Annotated in this window: 13 protein-coding genes; 2 read left to right on the top strand and 11 right to left on the bottom strand. The window is 51.2% G+C overall.

The genetic code is table 11. From position 1 onward, the window contains the following. Window positions 1–57: 57 nt before the first annotated feature. Entirely contained in the window at window positions 58–1,776 is a 1,719-nt protein-coding gene (locus J7E85_RS22075) for a glutamine--tRNA ligase/YqeY domain fusion protein (protein ID WP_215161539.1), read from the bottom strand. 278 nt (window positions 1,777–2,054) lie between these two features. Between J7E85_RS22075 and J7E85_RS22070 the strand changes: the two genes are divergently transcribed. Together J7E85_RS22070 and J7E85_RS22065 are read left to right on the top strand one after the other, a co-directional pair. Further along, window positions 2,055–2,309 carry a DUF2164 domain-containing protein gene (locus tag J7E85_RS22070; RefSeq protein ID WP_213647051.1) on the top strand — a complete coding sequence of 85 codons (255 nt, stop codon included), beginning with the start codon at window positions 2,055–2,057 and terminating at the stop codon, window positions 2,307–2,309. A gap of 41 nt (window positions 2,310–2,350) precedes the next feature. After that, window positions 2,351–2,899: a GNAT family N-acetyltransferase gene (locus tag J7E85_RS22065; protein ID WP_076323950.1), complete on the top strand. Its 549-nt coding sequence runs from the start codon at window positions 2,351–2,353 to the stop codon at window positions 2,897–2,899. 101 nt (window positions 2,900–3,000) lie between these two features. On the opposite strand, the gene J7E85_RS22060 is transcribed toward J7E85_RS22065, so the two are convergent. The 10 genes from J7E85_RS22060 to J7E85_RS22015 form a co-directional block, all read right to left on the bottom strand. Beyond that, on the bottom strand, window positions 3,001–3,660 hold the full coding sequence (locus tag J7E85_RS22060; RefSeq protein ID WP_215161538.1) for an MOSC domain-containing protein: 660 nt from the start codon (window positions 3,658–3,660) through the stop codon (window positions 3,001–3,003). 176 nt (window positions 3,661–3,836) lie between these two features. Continuing rightward, on the bottom strand, window positions 3,837–4,334 hold the full coding sequence (locus tag J7E85_RS22055; RefSeq protein ID WP_215161536.1) for a GNAT family N-acetyltransferase: 498 nt from the start codon (window positions 4,332–4,334) through the stop codon (window positions 3,837–3,839). A gap of 83 nt (window positions 4,335–4,417) precedes the next feature. Continuing rightward, complete coding sequence (locus J7E85_RS22050; RefSeq protein WP_353049545.1) at window positions 4,418–7,795, bottom strand: GH36-type glycosyl hydrolase domain-containing protein; 3,378 nt, start codon at window positions 7,793–7,795, stop codon at window positions 4,418–4,420. 40 nt (window positions 7,796–7,835) lie between these two features. Next, on the bottom strand, window positions 7,836–10,001 hold the full coding sequence (locus tag J7E85_RS22045) for a glycoside hydrolase family 3 N-terminal domain-containing protein (RefSeq protein WP_215161534.1): 2,166 nt from the start codon (window positions 9,999–10,001) through the stop codon (window positions 7,836–7,838). Window positions 10,002–10,203: 202 nt separating this feature from the next. Continuing rightward, window positions 10,204–10,965: an alpha/beta hydrolase gene (locus J7E85_RS22040; RefSeq protein WP_215161532.1), complete on the bottom strand. Its 762-nt coding sequence runs from the start codon at window positions 10,963–10,965 to the stop codon at window positions 10,204–10,206. Window positions 10,966–10,989: 24 nt separating this feature from the next. Beyond that, window positions 10,990–11,991, bottom strand: a complete 1,002-nt coding sequence (locus J7E85_RS22035; RefSeq protein WP_215161530.1) for a LacI family DNA-binding transcriptional regulator — start codon at window positions 11,989–11,991, stop codon at window positions 10,990–10,992. Window positions 11,992–12,031: 40 nt separating this feature from the next. After that, the gene (locus J7E85_RS22030) at window positions 12,032–12,850 is read right to left on the bottom strand and encodes a carbohydrate ABC transporter permease (protein WP_098749258.1); all 819 of its coding nucleotides are present in this window, start codon (window positions 12,848–12,850) and stop codon (window positions 12,032–12,034) included. A 50-nt stretch (window positions 12,851–12,900) separates the two neighbouring features. Next, complete coding sequence (locus J7E85_RS22025; protein ID WP_076323943.1) at window positions 12,901–13,806, bottom strand: carbohydrate ABC transporter permease; 906 nt, start codon at window positions 13,804–13,806, stop codon at window positions 12,901–12,903. A gap of 109 nt (window positions 13,807–13,915) precedes the next feature. Further along, window positions 13,916–15,169 carry a sugar ABC transporter substrate-binding protein gene (locus J7E85_RS22020; protein WP_215161528.1) on the bottom strand — a complete coding sequence of 418 codons (1,254 nt, stop codon included), beginning with the start codon at window positions 15,167–15,169 and terminating at the stop codon, window positions 13,916–13,918. A gap of 449 nt (window positions 15,170–15,618) precedes the next feature. Further along, a complete protein-coding gene (locus J7E85_RS22015) occupies window positions 15,619–16,872 on the bottom strand; it encodes an MFS transporter (protein WP_215161526.1) in 1,254 nt (417 codons plus the stop codon). Window positions 16,873–16,978: the final 106 nt, after the last annotated feature.

The raw sequence follows: 16,978 nt of genomic DNA, 5'->3' as shown, positions 1-16,978 counted from the left end.
GGCATGGGAGACTCTTCTACGCCCCCCAATGCCGCTGTTTCTATTTGCAAATCTTGATTAGCTCTTCGGAAGCTGGAACGAGCTCTTCAGCGAGACCACGCGGTTAAATACCGGACGCCCTGGCTGCGAATACTTCGAGTCGACGTTGAAATATCCGTGGCGGAAGAACTGGAACTTGTCCTGCGGTGCAGCATCCTTCATATTCGGTTCCACGAATCCTTGCACGATTTGCAGCGAGTTCGGATTGATGTCGTCCAGGAAGGACTTCTCGGCAGCTGCTTCTTCCGCTTCGCCTGCAACCTCTGGTACCAATTCGGCTTCTTCCTCTTCGTCCTTGAACAGCGGTTCGAACAGGCGGAATTCGGCAGGTACGGCCTGCGTTGCTTCCACCCAGTGAATCGTTCCTTTCACCTTGCGTCCGGTAAAGCCGCTGCCGCTCTTCGTCTCCGGATCATACGTGCAGTGGATCTCAACAGCCTTGCCGTTCTCGTCTTTGATCACATCATTGCACTTGATGAAATACGCATGCTTCAAACGCACCTCATTGCCAGGGAACAAGCGGAAATATTTGCTCGGCGGATCTTCCATGAAATCCTCTTGCTCAATATAGATCTCTCGCGAAAATGGGATTTGGCGAATCCCCATCTCCGGATTCTCCGTATTGTTCTCGGCATCCAGCCATTCCGTCTGGCCTTCAGGATAGTTCGTAATGACCACCTTCAGCGGGTCCAGCACAGCCATCGTGCGCGGCGCCTTCAGCTTCAGGTCCTCACGGATAAAGTGTTCCATCACTTGGCGGTCCACCGTGCCGTACGCCTTCGAAATTCCCGTCTCAAACACGAAGTTGCGAATGGCTTCAGGCGTGTATCCCAGACGGCGAAGTCCGGAGATTGTCGGCATGCGCGGATCATCCCAGCCATCCACCACATGCTCGTCTACGAGCTGCTTCAGTTTCCGTTTGCTCGTAACCGTCTGCGCCACGTTCAGACGCCCGAATTCGTACTGATGCGGCGTGCTGTCCATCTCGCATTCCGCCACAACCCAATCATAGAATGGGCGCTGATCTTCAAACTCCAGAGAACACAGGGAATGCGTAACCCCTTCAATAGCATCCTCCAGCGGATGGGCAAAAGCATACATCGGATAAATGCACCACTTGTCGCCTGTATTGTGATGATGCGCGTGGGAGATACGGTAGATGACCGGATCCCGCAAATTGATATTCGGCGAAGCCATATCGATCTTGGCGCGCAGCACGCGTTCGCCGTTGGCGAATTCCCCTTTGCGCATCCGCTCGAACAGATCCAGATTTTCTTCCACGCTGCGATCCCGGTACGGGCTATTTTTCCCAGGCTCGGTCAGGGTTCCGCGCTTTTCGCGAATTTGGTCAGCGGATTGGTCATCCACGTAAGCTTTCCCTTTCTTAATCAACAGCACCGCACGGTTGTACATCTCTTCAAAATAATCGGACGCGTACCGCAGCTCTTCCCAATCGAATCCGAGCCACTTCACGTCCTCCTTGATAGAGTTAACATACTCAATGTCTTCCTTCACCGGGTTCGTATCATCAAACCGCAAGTGCGTCCGTCCGCCGAATTCATCGGCCAGCGTGAAATTGATCCATATGGCTTTGGCATGTCCAATATGCAAGTAGCCGTTCGGCTCCGGCGGAAAGCGGGTAACGATTTCCTTGACTTTACCGGACTTCAGGTCTTCGGTAATAACATTTTTTATGAAATTGGAGGGGGTTCCCCGATGGTTCTCCACGTTGATCAACCTTTCGTCCTGTAATTTCTGTCTATCTCCTGTATAAACGTGTTTCCCTTAAATATACCTGTAATGCCGTGATTGTTCAAGGAATTCGGCACTTCCGTGCCGCAAGTTGCCGACTTGGGATGAGGATTCCAGCGAGCAGCCTGCTTCCAGCATCTAACCTATCATACAGAGGACCCTCCCACAGCCGAAAATGCCGGTGAGAATCGTTTTGACGGGGGCTTTTCAATAGGGTAGCATGGAGAGAAAAACAACGATGGAAGGAGGCCTGCAATCATCTTATGAAACCTAGCAAATTTCCCAAAGAACAACGCGAACAACTGGTTGAACTGGTTCAGGAATACTTTGAAACAGAGCGCGGCGAAACCCTCGGCCATCTGGCCGCGGAAGGGGTTCTTGATTTTTTCATGGAGACCTTAGGGCCGCATCTATACAATCAAGCGCTCAGCGACTGCAGAACAGTGGTCAATCAGCGTATGATTTCCCTTGAAGAAGATATTTACGCATTAGAGCAAAAAGTGAAGCGGACTCGTTAAAGCTACATACACTTCACGATGGAGAACAAAGGAGATACCATATGTTTGGATACACATTAGATGACCATGTTGAATTACGCCCCCTTGCCATAGAGCATGCCCGGGCGATGTTCGAGATTACCGACCGGTCGCGGGACCGTCTCCGCAAGTGGCTCCCATGGGTGGATGCCGTAACCGAGGTCAACGATACCGTCAATTATATCAAAGGCGCCATGAAGCAAGCGGCCGAGAATGGCGGCTTCTCGGCCGGCATCTGGGTCCGCGAGGAGCTGGCGGGCACCATCTCATTCCATGAGATTGATTGGAGCAACCGCTCCGTCAGCATCGGATATTGGCTGGATCAGCATTTTACAGGGCAAGGCCTGATGACAAGCGCATGCCGGGCGTTCACGGATCACGCGCTGATGCGAATGGGCCTGAACCGAGTGGAGATCCGCTGTGCAACGGCGAACCATCGCAGCCGGGCCATTCCGGAACGGCTGGGATTTGTGCTGGAGGGAGTCATAAGGGAAGCCGAGAAGCTGCCTCAAGGGTATGTCAACCACGCGGTCTACGGCATGATTCAGAGCGAATGGAAGCGGATGAGGTAACCCGAAATAAAACCGGCTTGTATCCTGCGATAAGGACATAAGCCGGTTTTTGCTGTCTATGTGTTCAAGGCGAGGGCCTGGCCTGGCTGGGAGCCCCCGTCTCACTCCTGGTTGTCCCGCAGGGTCTCCAGCCATTTGCTGAATTGCTTCTTCAGGCTGGCTGACAGCACATCGATCTCCAGCATGCGGGACAACCCGCGTTCATCCTTCCGTCCATCCTTCATCATCTGGAGCACGTCCAGCACCGTTATGCCGGAAGGCTGAGATTCAAGCTGAGCGACCGCGGAATCCGCGCGGACATTCCCTTCCACCAGGACTCGAAAGTAAAACCCGCTGTAGCCCGTATTCAATACTCTTGCCGGCATATCTTTAGCGCCATGCTTTTGCGACAGCTTAAAGCAGGGATACCGGGGCTGGCTGACCTGCACCACCGCGTCGCCTATCCGGTATACATCCCCGATGCAGACCTGATCCTCCAGCATCCCCCGCAGCGTCAGGTTTTCGCCAAATGCAGCATACTCCATCTGCTTGCCCAAGGAGCGTTCCCAATAAGGATAATGCTCAGAGGGGTACGCGCACACCGCCTTATCCTCACCGCCGTGATTGACGAGATCGGCCTGACCATCCCCTTCGAAATTCAATGCACTTAGGAACAAGGGACCTTCCACAGGCTGCTTATAAATTCCGGTAGACAGGTCCTTTCCCTGGTAATCAACCGTTACAGGCTTTCCCACATTCAGCGATACAATGCCCATGGTCATGGAAAATAACCTCCGCCTTCTTTTCTTTTCATCTACTATATGCAATAGCGTGTACCCTTGTCCAGAAGCCATTTAAGTGACGAAAAAAACAGCCCGGCAAGCTGCCGGACTGTTCAACCCTGTGACTCCATCTCTCTGCTGCCCGTTAACCGGCCTAGAGGGATATCATGATGTGATCATGATAAGAAGCAACACATTAAGATATCATCGACGTAACGTCCATCCACGTAGAACTCCTGAATCAGCCTGCCCTCTTCCTGAAACCCGCAGTTCCTGTAAAAAGAGAGTGCGCCCGGATTGCTGGACAGCACCCGCAGCCTCAGCTTCGAAATGCCTTCCACGCGCGCCATATCCTTCACGGCCTCGATCAACCGCTGTCCGATGCCCTGCCGTTGATAGGCAGGGTGAACCGCTATGTTCAGCTCCAGCACATGACGATTACTGTGAAGGCTTGTGGGCGACCGGAATCCGATGTAGCCGCACAGTTCTCCCTCATGCAGCGCCACGAGCTGTGTGCCTGGCGGACAATGCAGAAGATAATGTTCTCTTGTGGTCCACTCCAATGGGGCAGGGGCCGTGTTGCGATCCCATACCAGTTCGTCGAGTTCCATGAGTGCAGCAGCATCTTTCATCTCGGAGAACCGGATGGTCAATGTCTCTTGCCGGGTCTTCATCGCCATCCCTCACTTTGATAACCATTCCCTCTATTATATCAGACCAGTTGGCCTTCTTGCAGACGAGTTTCACGGGTCAAGATTTATTGTTCATGAATAGAGGCGTAAATATCCACGACACAGCCGGTGTCGCCCTCTCCGGCCAATCGTTTGAAATCCGCACCTGCAATACAAACGCAGCCTGTACGGTATCGGTTCCGGATGGCATCCGCTGCCACATCCTGCCCGTTAATCGTGATACGGGTCCGCTCGGCGCGATCCATGTGATAAATGAACGTTACCGCCTTCCCTGCATAATTGAATTGGAACTCCAGGCCATCCAGCGTCTTCGGCAGGACCGGATCAATCACCAGGTCTCCTCCCGCTTCGCGAATGCCAAGCGCATTGGAAATCAGTTGGTTCATGTAGATCCCCGGGCCGCTGGAATAAATCCGCCATCCGCCTTTGACAGGCACGCGTCCGCTCCGCAGCGCATCAAACGATTCCTGCGCTTCATAGCGCGTGTTGAACTTCCCGTCCGAGCTGCTGAAATACGCATTGCTCTGACGCAGCTCCGCATTTGGCACAACCTCGGTAATGCCGATCGGGTTAATACGCTCAAGCCCGCTCCAAACCTCACTGCTCTTGCCGAGTTTTGCCATCGCCTCGACATAACGGATGTGCGCATGCACATATTGAAGGCCAACCTCCCGGCCAAAATTCGCCGCCTGCTCCGCCCGCTTAAAGTGCGTGCTAACGCCCCCGTCATATACGGCTGGACAGTTCATCAATCTCACGCCGTCCGGACAGAACAGCTGCTCACGGATGATCTCATAATGGCTTGCTGCCTGCTCCGGCGTCAGCAGCTCGCTAATCATGCTGCGCGTCATCGGAAGAAGGCGGTACTGGATTCCCGTTTCCTGATCGGACGGATGCAGCAGGAATTTGCTCTGCTCTTTGCTCTCCATATAGACAAAGCCGGGAATCACTTCAGAATTCAGAATATACGTGTTGAAATCCTGCTGGATTCCTTCCGCGAGGTCCCCTATCGCATCGGACATCGCTTGGTCCACACGCTCCATAACGCGGGAGAACTGGTTCAAGGTCTGATAGGTCAAAGCTACCGTCCAGCTGCTGACCATGAACTGCTTCAGCTGCGCGTTCGCCGGCTGAAGCGTATCATCCCAGTCCCCGTCTCCATAAGAAGACAGATAAGTGTCATGAAGGAAATGATTTTGAATATAGGCCATTTGCTTCTTCACATGCTCAAGCACGGTGTACGTCTGCTCCGTAAAATCGAGGCTGTGCTTTCTGGTGTAAGGAACAACCGAATCCAATATGCTGTAATCATGTGTGACGGCCAAGTAATCGCCCAGCACCTTAAGCGGCCATACGATAATATCGCCGTGGCTCTCTTCCTGCTGAATATGGGCATATTGATCAAACATGAACCACTGCGGCCAATTCCCGTCATCCTCATACTGGTGGGAATATACCTCTAGCAGGATATCGCGTACCTGCTCGTATTTATGCGTAGCCATGAAATATTCAACAGGCCCTTGGCACACATCGCGCGTTCCCCACGCCGCGCCGCCGTATTGTTCCAGACCATGCGGTACCGAATAGTGAACGAGCATGTTATGCGTATACCACCAGGCGAGCGCATTCACCTTGAACAAGCCATCTTCCTGTCCATTCTGCAGACTCAGATGGAACCCGTTCATGACGGAAGCATAGAATGAGCGGTAGCTTGCAATCTCTTCATCGGCTTCCCGCACCGCGAGCGGAGCGTTCGCTGCATCAAGGCTGCCTTGTACGGTCATGGTCCATTCCGCACTCTTGCCAAGCTCAAGTACTGTTAAGGAAGCACTGCCAGACGCGGTGTTGCTTGCCAGACAAGTTTCATCCTTAACCTGCATATCGGCTCCCGTCACGCCAAGACGATAATGCAAATCTGTGTACACAGAAGCACTGAGTGAAGACGAATCGGCACGGAACGTCAGAATACCGTCTTCCTGAACCATATGATAAGGCACTTCGTATTCGTTGACATCCATCGTGATCTGCATAGTGACCAGATAACGATAAGCCCTTCCGCTCTCGGAACGGACTTGAAGCGTAACCTCCGATGCCGCAGCAGACGTGAAGTTGGTGATGATCAGCATGTCGCCTTCGGTCCTATAGTACCACCGCACATAGTTAAAGCCGATCTCGAACACGGATGGCATCGTCAGGAGACGATACTCGCCGTCCATTTCCACATAAATCCGCTGACCGGATGTCTTAGGCACGTTCAGTGCATTTCGCGCATGACTCATCATTTTGTTGAAGTTTGTGTTCCCCGTTACCAGCTGGGAATTAAACACACCATACATGTAAGAGGTTGTCGTAATGACAGGACTGCCCAGCTTCACATTGTTGCCACTCATCAAGATATGTCCATGCGGACGCTCTACGCGAAGCTCCTTCTCCTTCATGACGATATGCTCATAAGTATCCGTGAAGAACGAGAGCAGTTCTTCCCCGTCACGCTCCTCTTGGCGGCGTACAGGGTACAAAGCGTTCAACTCGTCTTCCGTCAGCGGCAATGTGCGCAGAGGCTCCCCGAAGCGATTGGATCGCTCGATCCGAGGCAGCGGATTGCCTGACTCCGTCAAGCGGGACGCTTCAACCTGCTGCCATGCAGCCTGAAGCTCATCCTGGAATTCCAGCGTTGTGACTGCATCCGGATGATTCTCTTTAAACAAGCCGTAAAATATGAACCGGGTCGTGCCACTAAGCGTTACGCGAGGGGACTGCAGGGCCGTATAGGCAAACTCGTATTGATATACCTCATTCGGCAGGCTCTCCTTGGATAAAGCCTCCGCCTGATTCGTCTCTTTATAGGAAAGGCCAAAAAACTGAAAGCCATCCGTTGCATACCCAACTGCAGAAGTCAGCGCTCCTTGTTGAAGATAGGGGAATACATCTCCCTGCGGCTGATTTTGACGGGAGCACACAACATACCCCAGATCTTCCTGCTGGAACACAGCATGGTCGATGTATTGGGACAAATAAGCTTCATTGGTTCGAACGGCGCCCGGATGGGCGATGCCGATATCCTGTCCATACACGACATCAGCTAGAATTCCTTCCCCCTGGAGCTGAATGTCCCAGAACCACGCGCCGGTATCCGTGGGGGTAAACAGAACCTTATAATCTACTCCCTTGACGCTGCCTTCCCACATCATCCGGCTACCCGTATGAGTGACCACGCTGTTGGAGTGTACCCCGAGCATAGGAACAGCCTGAATGCCGCTTTCCGTATGGATTCTCAGAAACAAATTGTTAAGGGCGCCATCAATCGGATTGGCGAGTAGCTGATTGATCATCGTCGTGCCGTAAGTGGCTTGATAAAGATCACCGCTAGGCAAAAAGGAAAACGTCAATTCTCCCGCCTGTAGTACAACTTTTGCATCGTGCATTACATGATTGGCTGTCACAAGTTTCACTTCCTATTCTGCATAAATGATGTTAGTCGTGTTATTTCCGAAGCCGAAAACGTCTTGTCTCCGTATCCCGGCTGTTCTTTCCGACCATGACGTCGAACTCACCCGCATCGCTGGTGAATGACAGATCCGAATGATGATAACGCAGCTGTTCTTCGGTCAGCGTAAAGGTGATTTCCTGGCGTTCGCCCGGCTGCAGCAGCACCTTGCGGAAAGCTTTCAGCTCCTTGATGGGTCTAACGACCTCACCGGATCGGTCCCGGACGTACAGCTGGACAACTTCTTCACCGGCCATATCGCCAGCATTCGTTACCGAAACCGTGATTTCAAGAGGTTGATCCGGGGACATCTCTTCCGCCGACAGGCTCATGCTCCCATAGAGGAAATCCGTATAACTGAGGCCGAATCCAAACGGAAGCAGCGGCTCATTCGGAATGTCCAAATATTGCGATACATAGCGTACCTGCGCATCGGGCGCATCCTTCGGACGGCCGGTATTAAAATGGTTATAGTATACCGGCACCTGCCCAACGGAATAAGGGAACGACATGCTGAGACGTCCGGAAGGATTCGCCTCGCCCATAAGCAGGGCAGCTACGGCAGCTCCGCCTTCACTTCCCGGGAACCAGGCTTCCAGCACGGCATCGACCTCATCCAGCACGCCGTGCAGATCCAGCGGACGACCGTTGAACAATACGGCAACCATCGGCTTCTCCAGCGTTTTCAAATGCCGAATCAGCTCGAGCTGCGGCTCCGGCAGGGTTATAAGCGCACGGCTGCCGGCTTCGCCGCTCATCTCGGAATCCTCGCCCAGCGCAAGCACGATCACGTTGGCTTCCTTCGCCGCCTTCATCGCCTCATCCAGCTGCTGCCCGGTCATGGCGTTCACATTACAGCCCTCAGCTACCGTGAGGGCACCGGAAGATAGCTTGGAGCGCAGTCCCTGTTCCAGGGTTACCGCATCTTCCTTGGAGCCTGTCCACGACCATGGCCCAAGAATATCGGCGCTGGCAGCGAACGGGCCGATCAATGCCACACGCTGCTCACCGCGCAGCGGCAGCAGCGAGTTGTTTTTCAATAGAACGCATGATTTCGCCGCAGCCTCCCGGGCCGCCTGACGGTGTTCTTCGCAGAACACAATCTCCCGTTCCGCCTGCGGATCGGCTCCCCGTACAGGGCGCTCGAACAGTCCAAGGCGCTTTTTCAATGACAGAATGCGCAGCACCGCTTCATCGATCAGGCTCTCGTCTACCCTGCCTTCTCGTACCATGTCCGGTAAATGATGAACATAACTGGAAGTCATCATCTCGATGTCCACGCCCGCTTCGACGGCTCTTAACGCTGCCTCCGCCTCGTCCTCCGCTACCCCGTGAGGAATCAGCTCTTTGACCGCACCCCAGTCGGAGATCAGCACGCCGTCAAAACCCCATTCGCGGCGCAGCACATCACGCATCAACCGCTTATTGCCCGTAGCCGGTAAGCCATCCACAGTATTAAAGGCAGTCATGACCATCTCAACACCCTCATCCAGCGCAGCCTTGTACGCAGGCAGGTAATATTCCCGCAGCTGACGCTCGGACATGTCCACCGTGTTGTAATCGCGGCCGCCTTCGCCTGCTCCATATGCGGCAAAGTGCTTCACGCAAGCTGCCAGCCGGTTGAGATCGCCGCTTAGATCATCCCCTTGGAAACCTCTGACAAAGGCTCTGGCAAATTCACTGTTTAAGTAAGGGTCTTCGCCAGTCGACTCCATCACGCGTCCCCAGCGGGGGTCGCGCACCAGGTCTACCATCGGCGCAAATGTCACATGCAGGCCGGATACCGACGCTTCACGGGCGGCGATTTCCGCACTCCGCTCCGCTAGGCTAGGGTCCCAAGAGCTCCCCATGGCAAGCGGCACCGGAAAGATCGTTTTAAAGCCGTGAACGATATCGGCCATGATCAGCAGCGGAATTTTCAATCGATTCTTGCGCAAATGTGCTTCTTGTACGGCTATCACTTCCTCCGCACCCGCCAAACCCAGCACGGAGCCGGCATTACTTACGATCTCATCGGTGATGCCAAGCGACTCCATCGGTCCTGTAATCTGCCCCGATTCCTGAGCGCCTTCGAAAAAAGGGACGGCCAGTTGTATAAGCTGCGCAATTTTTTCCTCCAGCGTCATCTGCTCTACCAGAGAAAGTAGTTGTTGATCTGCCATTTCCCATCCTCCTTTGTTATTGCTGTTCACTTCATAGTCGATTCGAAACGTTTTGATTTCCCCCGAAGCGATCCATATTTTCCCGAAAATCATATATTTTATAAGCGTTTTTACTTAAAAATTAACCTTCTAAAAAACAAGGAAACTAGCGCTTATTCGTGCATATAATCGAAACGTTTCTATACATGCGGACGAAAAAAAATCAGGGCAGAGGCAGCCAATCCAGCACACGCTGAATTTTACGGTCCCAATATCCCCATTCATGACCACCGGGTTCTTCCTCATAGGTGATGTGAAGCCCCAGGCTGTCCGCATATCGTCTAAAGGTTTGGTTATCGTTATACAAAAAGTCTTCGGTCCCACAACACTGATACAACATCGGTTTGTCGCCTGTATATGCCGCGAATTCCGTGGCCAAAAACAACAAATCGTCCCGGCTCCCCCGTAATCTATCGACACGGCCAAAGAGGGTTCGAATTTCTTGCTCCTGAAAGCCCGGCCCTGCAGCACGACTGACAAGATCCAGCCCACCCGACAGGCTTGCACCCGCCGCATATCGATCCGGATAACTCATGGCCAGCTTGAACGCTCCGTAACCCCCCATCGAAATTCCGGCGACAAAGGTATCTTCCCTTCGTCCGGACACCGGAAAAAACGATGGAACGAGCTCTGGAAGCTCCTCGCTCAGGAAGGTAAAGTAAGGCAAGCCGTTTGCCATGTCCATATAATAGCTTCGTCCGACGCCCGGCATCACGAGCGCAATGCCTTTATTCTCGGCGTATCGTTCGATGGACGATCTGCGCATCCATTCTGTCTGATCCGCTCCTCGGCCGTGAAGCAAATAAAGCACCGGCAGTTTCGAAGAAGAACCGTACGGCATCAAAGCGGCTTGCGGTATAAAAACCTCGATGCCGGTAGACAGTTTCAGTGTTTCGGAATAAAAATCACACGTGATCCATGCCAAGTTCCTCATCTCCAATCCGGTCTATTAATTCTCTACTTTGCTCTTCCCTGCAGATGCCCGTTCCATCATTTCAGTCGTCAGCATATAAGACTGCTTCACGGATTCACCGCCCAATATCTGAAACAGCAAATGGGCTGCAAGCGATCCCGCCTCGCTCTTGGGCTGCTTGATGGTGGTTAGCGGCGGATTCACGTATTCGGCTAATTGAATATCGTCATATCCGATGACGGATACATCATCAGGCACCGATATGCCACTCTCCTCAAAAGCCTTCAATCCTCCGATGGCCATCTCGTCGTTGCCGTAGAATATGGCCGACGGGAGCGCCCCCTGCATGATCATCATCTTGGTCGCATTGTAACCACCCTCGCGCACGAAGTTGCCGCTGAGACGCCATTTCGACTGTTCCTCCAGCCCCGCCTCGGCAAGTGCCCGTAAATACCCCTGATAACGCAAATGATTATCGTACGAATCCGATGAACCGCTGATGTATGCTACATGCCGATGACCGTTCTCAAGCAGATAACGGGTAGCCGTATACCCTCCTTGTTCCCCATCAACCAGCACATTCACCAGGTATTCGCTGCACAATGGACGATCCATCACGACGATCGGAAATTGGGGACCCGAGGTCTCGATCAGAACTTCATCCCGGATATTAGGTGCAAGTATGATGGCACCGTCTGCCCTTTTCTCTCTCAAAAATTTAACCGCCGTTGAATCTCTGCCCCCTATCGAACTGCAGGCGATCAGATCATATCCATTGGTTAAAGCGACTTCCTGCACACTTCGGATCAGCTCGGAATAATAAGGGCCGGATAGATCCGTCAGAATAAGAGCTATTGTCTTGGTGCGGCTCCGCTTCAAATCCATGGCAAATCCGTTCTTCCGATAATTCAACTGCCTTGCTGCATCGAGCACCTTTGATCTTGTCTTGGAACTCACTCTGCTGTCGCCGCTTAACGCGTATGAAGCCGTCGACAAGGCGACTCCAGCGAGCTTTGCCACATCCTTTATCGTTGCCATTTCCTTACGCCCCTTCTACTACTTAAAAACTCTATCTATCTTATTTCATGCCAGAGATCGTATATCCTTCAATAATATGTTTTTGGAAGAAAGAAAATACGATAATAATCGGAACAACCATAAATGCAGCGCCTGCCATCTGGAGGCCAAAATCAGATCCATGCTGCCCTTTCAGAAGCTGCAGACCCACCGAAAGCGTATAAAGCTTTTGATCGTTTGCCATAATGAGAGGCCACAAGAAACTGTTCCAGGCGCCAATGAACGCCAAGATTCCCTGCACAGCAAATACGGGCTTCGTGATGGGAACGATCAACTGGAAGAAGATCCGCAGCTCTCCCGCTCCATCCAGCCTTGATGCTTCAATCAGATCCGTCGGGATCGTGGACATAAACTGACGGAAGAGGAAAATACCGAATGCTCCGACCAGGCCAGGCAGCACAATACCCGCCATCGTGTTAGTCAATCCCATGGCATTAATCAGCAGATAGACCGGAATCATGGTAACCTGTCCCGGAATCATCATCGTTGCCAGCACGAGATAGAAAAGCTTCTTATTGCCAGGAAACTCGTATTTAGCGAATGCATATCCTGCAAGCGCATTGAGGAACAGACCGACAAAAGACCAGAACACAATGATAAGCGTATTTTTCAGGTATACGATAAAGTCCAGCTTCGTAAATAAATCCACATAATTTTTAACCGTAAATTCTTTCGGTAATAACGTTGGCGGAACCGCCGTAAATTCATTTTCCGGCTTGAATGAGGACGTGATCATCCAGATAAATGGGATCATCATCAGCAGTCCCCCTGCAATGAGCAGCACCGTCATGACTGTTTTCTCAATTCTTTTAGCTGCCATACCCTGAGCCTCCTTCAGTTACGATAAGGAACATCGCTTGAACCTGAACCTTAATATTCGACATCTTTTCTCTTGACTGCGAATTGTACGACCGTTACAGCGATAATGATGATGAAGAGCACAAACGATCCTGCAGCCGCATAACCAAAATTGCTAAGCTGGAAGCCATTGTTATAAATAAAGAGAGCCATCGACATCGTTGAATTGAGTGGGCCGCCCTTGGTCATAACCAGCGGCTCTTCGAAGAACTGAATCCAGCCGATCAATGTCGTAATGGTGACAAAGAAGGTCGCAAAGCTAAGCAGCGGTACCGTAATATATAGAAGCTTCTTCCATTTGCTCGCTCCATCAATTTCCGCAGCTTCATAATAGGAGCGTGGAATACCCTGCAGCGCAGCCAGGAAAATGATCATGTTGAGTCCGATGGATTTCCATACGGCCAGCAGAATCAGCGATAGCTTGGCTAGTGCCGGATCTGTCAGCCACTGCTGAGCCGGAACTCCGAACCAGGACAATATATGGTTAAAGAGGCCGTAATGGCTGTTATACAAGTAACCCCAAACAACCGCGACCGCCACAATATTCGTAATGGAAGGCATATAATACACGACGCGGAATGTTTTAAACAACAATCCCGTACCATAGTTAAGCAGCAATGCAGCGCCCATGGCAAGCATTACGACAAGCGGAACTCCGATAATAACATAGAACATGGTGTTAAACATGGATTTCAGAAAGACCGGATCTTTAAATACATTCATAAAATTATCGAAGCCAACGCCTTCAATGTTTGAATAATTAGCGAGACCAGCAAGGTCAATATCCGTGAAGCTGATGACAAGCGCAATGATGATCGGAATGATTGAGAACGTCAGAAGCAGCACCAGTGCGGGCGCAATAAACATATAAGGATACTTATATTGATTAAAGCGCTTGATAAAGTTCTGCAATGTCATTCACCTCCTGCAAGTGTGGGTTTCTCAATACAAGAATAACGCTCTTTGGAAGCAGTCAGGCTTGTTTCATCCTTCGAAGAAACAAGCCAGGCTGCGTGAAGACGCACTCTTATTTTTTGTTTAGAATTTCAGTAGCTTTCTTATTCAAAAGATCCATTTCTGCTTTGATGTCAGCTCCGCCAAGGGTAATTTTCTCAAAAGCAGCAATGGCTTCTTTGGAGACAGCATCCCACTCCTTAATGAACGGAACAGGCTTAGCGCTTTCGAGCTGTTTACCAAAGGTAGCAAAAATCGGATCTTCAAAGCGTTGGTCTTCCCATGCACTCTTAACAGCAGGCAGGTTTTTGGCCACATCATAGTTGGTCAGCTGCGATTCTTTTTCACTCATGAAGGAGATGAATTTAACGGCTTCATCTGCATTTTCGGTTGTATTGAATACCGACATGTTCGCTCCGCCGAGGAACGATGCATTGTTTTCTTTAGCTGGAAGTGTTGTCGTAGCCCATTTGCCTTCAATCTCAGGCGCCTTGTCTTTAACGCCTTGAATCATCCAAGGACCGCTGATAAACATCGGGAATTGTCCGTCTTTAAATGCGGCAAACAGATCCAAATCACTGGTAAGCGGCGTCATACCCGTGTCGTAGAAGCTCTTCAGGTATTCCATGGCTCCCATGAATTCCGGCTCGTTAAAATGAGGTGCCCGGTTCGCATCGATCATATCGCTTCCATTCTGCCAAGCAAACATGGACAGATAGTTCATATCTTTAGCATCGATGGTGATTGCGTAATTGCCGTCCCCTCTAGCTGCCAGCTTCTTACCGGCATCCTTCATTTCATCCCAAGTCTTAGGACCTTCCGGATAGCCTACTTCAGCCAGAATGTCCGTACGGTAGAACAGTACGCGCGTTTCCACATACCATGGGATGCTGACAACCTTGTCATCATAACTCATGGTTTGCACAGCACCGTCAAAATAGTTTTCTTGCTTCAAGTTTGGATACTGTTCAAGATAAGGCGTCAGATCGAGCAAAGCTCCAGCCTGAGCAAATTCCGGAATCCAGGTTGTTCCCATTTGAACGACGTCAGGGCCGCTTTTGGATGCAACCGCTGTTAGCAGCTTGTCATGCGCGCTGCCCCAAGGAATCAATTGAACGCTTACTTTAACGCCTGGGTTCTTCTCTTCATATGCCTTAATCAGAGTTTCATCTGTTGTGTCACCCATCAACCAAACTTTCAGCTCTTTCTTGCCCTCGCTGCCTTTGCTGCCTCCGTCTGCTTTCTCAGACCCGCCCGAGCATCCGGCTAATACGACGGAGAACATCAGTAATGCTGCCAACGTCCACAATATTGATTTTTTTCTCATTCTACATTCACCCCGTTTTTAATGTTTACCACCATGCGAAACGTAATACAAAACCTAATTGAAAGCACTTACTTCGAAACGTTTCGATTTTATTCAAAAAAATAAAGACGCCGGATAAAAGTTATTTCTATAATCCTACTGTCTCTTCATTCCCCCTATAAAGCACCTTTTCATGGTTATCCTTGGGATAAACATGCTCTTGCGTATTCTTAATACATAGCTTGCTTGCTTGATAACTTCAAAAAACGCATTCACTTTTGAAACGTTTCGACAAGTTCATTATAGCTCCCCCTGAGAGCGATTTCAATATCCTTTTTATTTTTTTTGTAAGGCGTTTCTTTGACAATGGGTGTAAGCCTTGAACCATAGACAAAAAAAGCATCAGGCTTCGAAGGATGCCCAATGCTTATTCCTATATCTTGAAATTATTACAACTTTTAAAACCTGAGTTAAGCTTTAAGGTGACCTGCATCCTTGTCATGACCGTCATGATGCAGCGGGATGCCCTTACTAAGCCGGCCATGTACCGCAAATGACAGGAATGACAGCACGGCAACACCTGCTGCCAACCATGCCACCGGCGTCAGCCCGCCGCCGTCATACATCGTTCCCATCGCATAAGGCCCAATCACCCGGCCTGCGGCTCCCATGCCGCCTGTCACGCCGATATAGAACGGTGCGGCTTGTCCTGCACGCTCCGAGATAAAAGCCGGGATCGCAGGAGAAATCAGCATTTCACCCAATGTAGCCAGCACCATCGCGAAGATCATGCCCGGATAACTGTGCACCGTCACGATAACGACATAAGCTGCCAGATAGAACAACGCGCTTACCGTCATCTGACTACTCTCTGTGCGGGCCGCCCAGCGCTTGATGGCATTCGTGAGCGGCTGCGCGGCAAAAATCAGGATCCCGTTCAGCGTCCATAAATAGCCGTAAGCTGTCTTGGACATTCCCTCCGAGATGATGAATGGAGACACCCCTGTATTCCAGATGGAATTCCCGAACCACAGGAACAGGGAACCCAATCCCATAAAGAGGTAGATTCGGGTGTTCCCGAGCAATGCCCAAGCCCCGGGGCCTGCTGGCAGCGGATTCTTAGGCTGCGGATGATGAGCCCCTTGCGATACGTCCGTTCCACCCAGCTTCGTCAGGTAGGACAAGAAGAAAATCGCAAATCCGAAGGACGTGACCCCGTTTAAGACAAAGCTTAAATGATAGGATATCTCCGCCAGGAAACCGCTCATAGCTGTTCCCAAGGCTACACCGATATTATTCGCGACATAAATGACATTAAACAATTCTCCCCGCCGATCGGCAAACCGGAAGCCGATAAATGCCTGAATGGCCGGCATCGACACCGCGTTACAGAATCCGATGAAACCCATCATCGCGATGAACAAACCCCATAGTCCATTAATGAATGGAAGGGTGAACAACCCGAGGGCATTCAGCAGCAGCGAGCCCACAATGAGCTTTTTCACCCCGACCCGGTGGTACAGCGCGCCACCAAGGAGTTGACCGAAGATCCCCCCCATGGACTGAATCAGAATGACAAAGCCTGCATCCTTCATGCTGCGTCCCAGTTCATCAAATACATACATCGTTGTCAGCGGCCACATCAAGGACCCGCCTGCAGAGGCAACGAGACTTGCAACAAGAAAACCTCTTACTTCCTTAGGGTACTGCTCCAACCATTTCATGTTTATAATCTCCCAGCAGCCTCGCAGCAGTATAATTACGCATTTAACCTAAAAAAAGCCCATGCGGGCTTTTATAATTCTTCTTAAAGAAAGAGGCGAACGCCAT

Source organism: Paenibacillus sp. ISL-20, from assembly GCF_018613005.1.
In the GTDB taxonomy this organism is placed as follows: domain Bacteria; phylum Bacillota; class Bacilli; order Paenibacillales; family Paenibacillaceae; genus Paenibacillus_AQ.
Note: the sequence above shows the minus strand (reverse complement) of the source record. Positions and strands in the feature narration are given on the sequence as shown.

Bases quoted from the DNA above. Each gene is read 5' to 3' on its own strand.
- J7E85_RS22070 (WP_213647051.1), top strand. From the start codon at position 2,055: ATGAAACCTAGCAAATTTCCCAAAGAACAACGCGAACAACTGGTTGAA.
- J7E85_RS22020 (WP_215161528.1), bottom strand. From the start codon at position 15,169: ATGAGAAAAAAATCAATATTGTGGACGTTGGCAGCATTACTGATGTTC.
- J7E85_RS22030 (WP_098749258.1), bottom strand. From the start codon at position 12,850: ATGGCAGCTAAAAGAATTGAGAAAACAGTCATGACGGTGCTGCTCATT.
- J7E85_RS22060 (WP_215161538.1), bottom strand. From the start codon at position 3,660: ATGACCATGGGCATTGTATCGCTGAATGTGGGAAAGCCTGTAACGGTT.
- J7E85_RS22065 (WP_076323950.1), top strand. From the start codon at position 2,351: ATGTTTGGATACACATTAGATGACCATGTTGAATTACGCCCCCTTGCC.
- J7E85_RS22045 (WP_215161534.1), bottom strand. From the start codon at position 10,001: ATGGCAGATCAACAACTACTTTCTCTGGTAGAGCAGATGACGCTGGAG.
- J7E85_RS22055 (WP_215161536.1), bottom strand. From the start codon at position 4,334: ATGAAGACCCGGCAAGAGACATTGACCATCCGGTTCTCCGAGATGAAA.
- J7E85_RS22015 (WP_215161526.1), bottom strand. From the start codon at position 16,872: ATGAAATGGTTGGAGCAGTACCCTAAGGAAGTAAGAGGTTTTCTTGTT.
- J7E85_RS22025 (WP_076323943.1), bottom strand. From the start codon at position 13,806: ATGACATTGCAGAACTTTATCAAGCGCTTTAATCAATATAAGTATCCT.
- J7E85_RS22035 (WP_215161530.1), bottom strand. From the start codon at position 11,991: ATGGCAACGATAAAGGATGTGGCAAAGCTCGCTGGAGTCGCCTTGTCG.